This is a genomic window from uncultured Oscillibacter sp., assembly GCF_910584465.1.
Classification (GTDB): Bacteria; Bacillota; Clostridia; order Oscillospirales; family Oscillospiraceae; genus Oscillibacter.
In genome coordinates this window covers 1-1,011 of sequence record NZ_CAJUBK010000154.1, presented here as the reverse complement: position 1 = coordinate 1,011, position 1,011 = coordinate 1, and the positions used below count along the sequence as shown (strand labels likewise).

At 68.6% G+C, this 1,011-nt stretch carries 2 pseudogenes; both read right to left on the bottom strand.

The window, feature by feature from the left end:
* A pseudogene (locus QZ332_RS13775) lies at positions 1-453 on the bottom strand (collagen-like protein); the annotation flags it as partial.
* Between the two features lie 13 nt (positions 454-466).
* Positions 467-1,011 (bottom strand): annotated as a pseudogene (locus QZ332_RS13770) (collagen-like protein); the annotation flags it as partial.

Here is a 1,011-nt window from a genome sequence, read left to right as displayed (position 1 = left end):
CCGAGCGGCCCGCAGCAGCCCGGATCGGGCGGCGGCCCCGGCGGCCCCGGCGGCGCCGATCGGACCATCCGGTCCGGTGGCTCCGGTGGGGCCCGTGGGCCCGGTGGGGCCTTCGGCGGGGCCGGCCGCGCCCGCGGGCCCGGTAGGCCCGGCGGGGCCGGGCAGGACCGGGGCGTTCAAGACGGCGCTCAGCTTGCTGGTCAGCAGCATCTGCTGCTCCATGATATCGGACAAGGTATCCTGCACGCTCTGGTTGACCCGCATGACCTCCTCGAAGGCCGCCGCCTCTCCCAGGCCCGGCAGGGTGCCCAGCACATATTGCAGCTTTTCCCCCTCGGCGTTGAGGATGTGGCTCAGACTGAGCTCCTCGGCGGCGATGGAGGCGATGATCTCATTGAGGCTCCCCTCCCGGGTCAGCGGGGGATCGATCTGAGGGAAAGATGGCATTGACATGAGACATCCCTCCTCAGCTCAGACGGGTGATGGAAAGGGTCGCTCCGGCGGAGCCGGGCAGCAGGGTGGCCGCAGAGAGGATGCCGAACATCTGCAGGGATACCGTAGCCCCGGCGTTCAGATCCAGCAAGATCTCATTGGCGAAGTGGCTCAGGGACACCGCCGGCGCCACGGTGGAGGCCGTGTTGGGCGTACCGTTGATGAGCAGGCGGGTGCCGCTGGCCAGGGACGCGGTGGTGTTGACGTTATAAGAGAGCTGATAGCGTCCGGCCGTGTTCACAGTGAACACCGTGCTGGTCCCGTTGACCGTGATGTCCGGGGACAGCTGCTGGCTGTCCGGCAGGGGGACCAAGGTGCCCCCTACGACCACGGCCAGCACCGTGCCGCTGGTATTGGCGGCAAAGGCGGAGGTGGCGGTGACGTTGGGGCCGGTGGGGCCGGTAGGACCGGTCACGCCGGTGGCGCCGGTGGCCCCGGTGGCTCCGGTGGCTCCGGTGGCGCCCGTGGCGGCCGCCTTTATCTCCTGGAAGAGGGATATGATATCCATGGAAGAATACT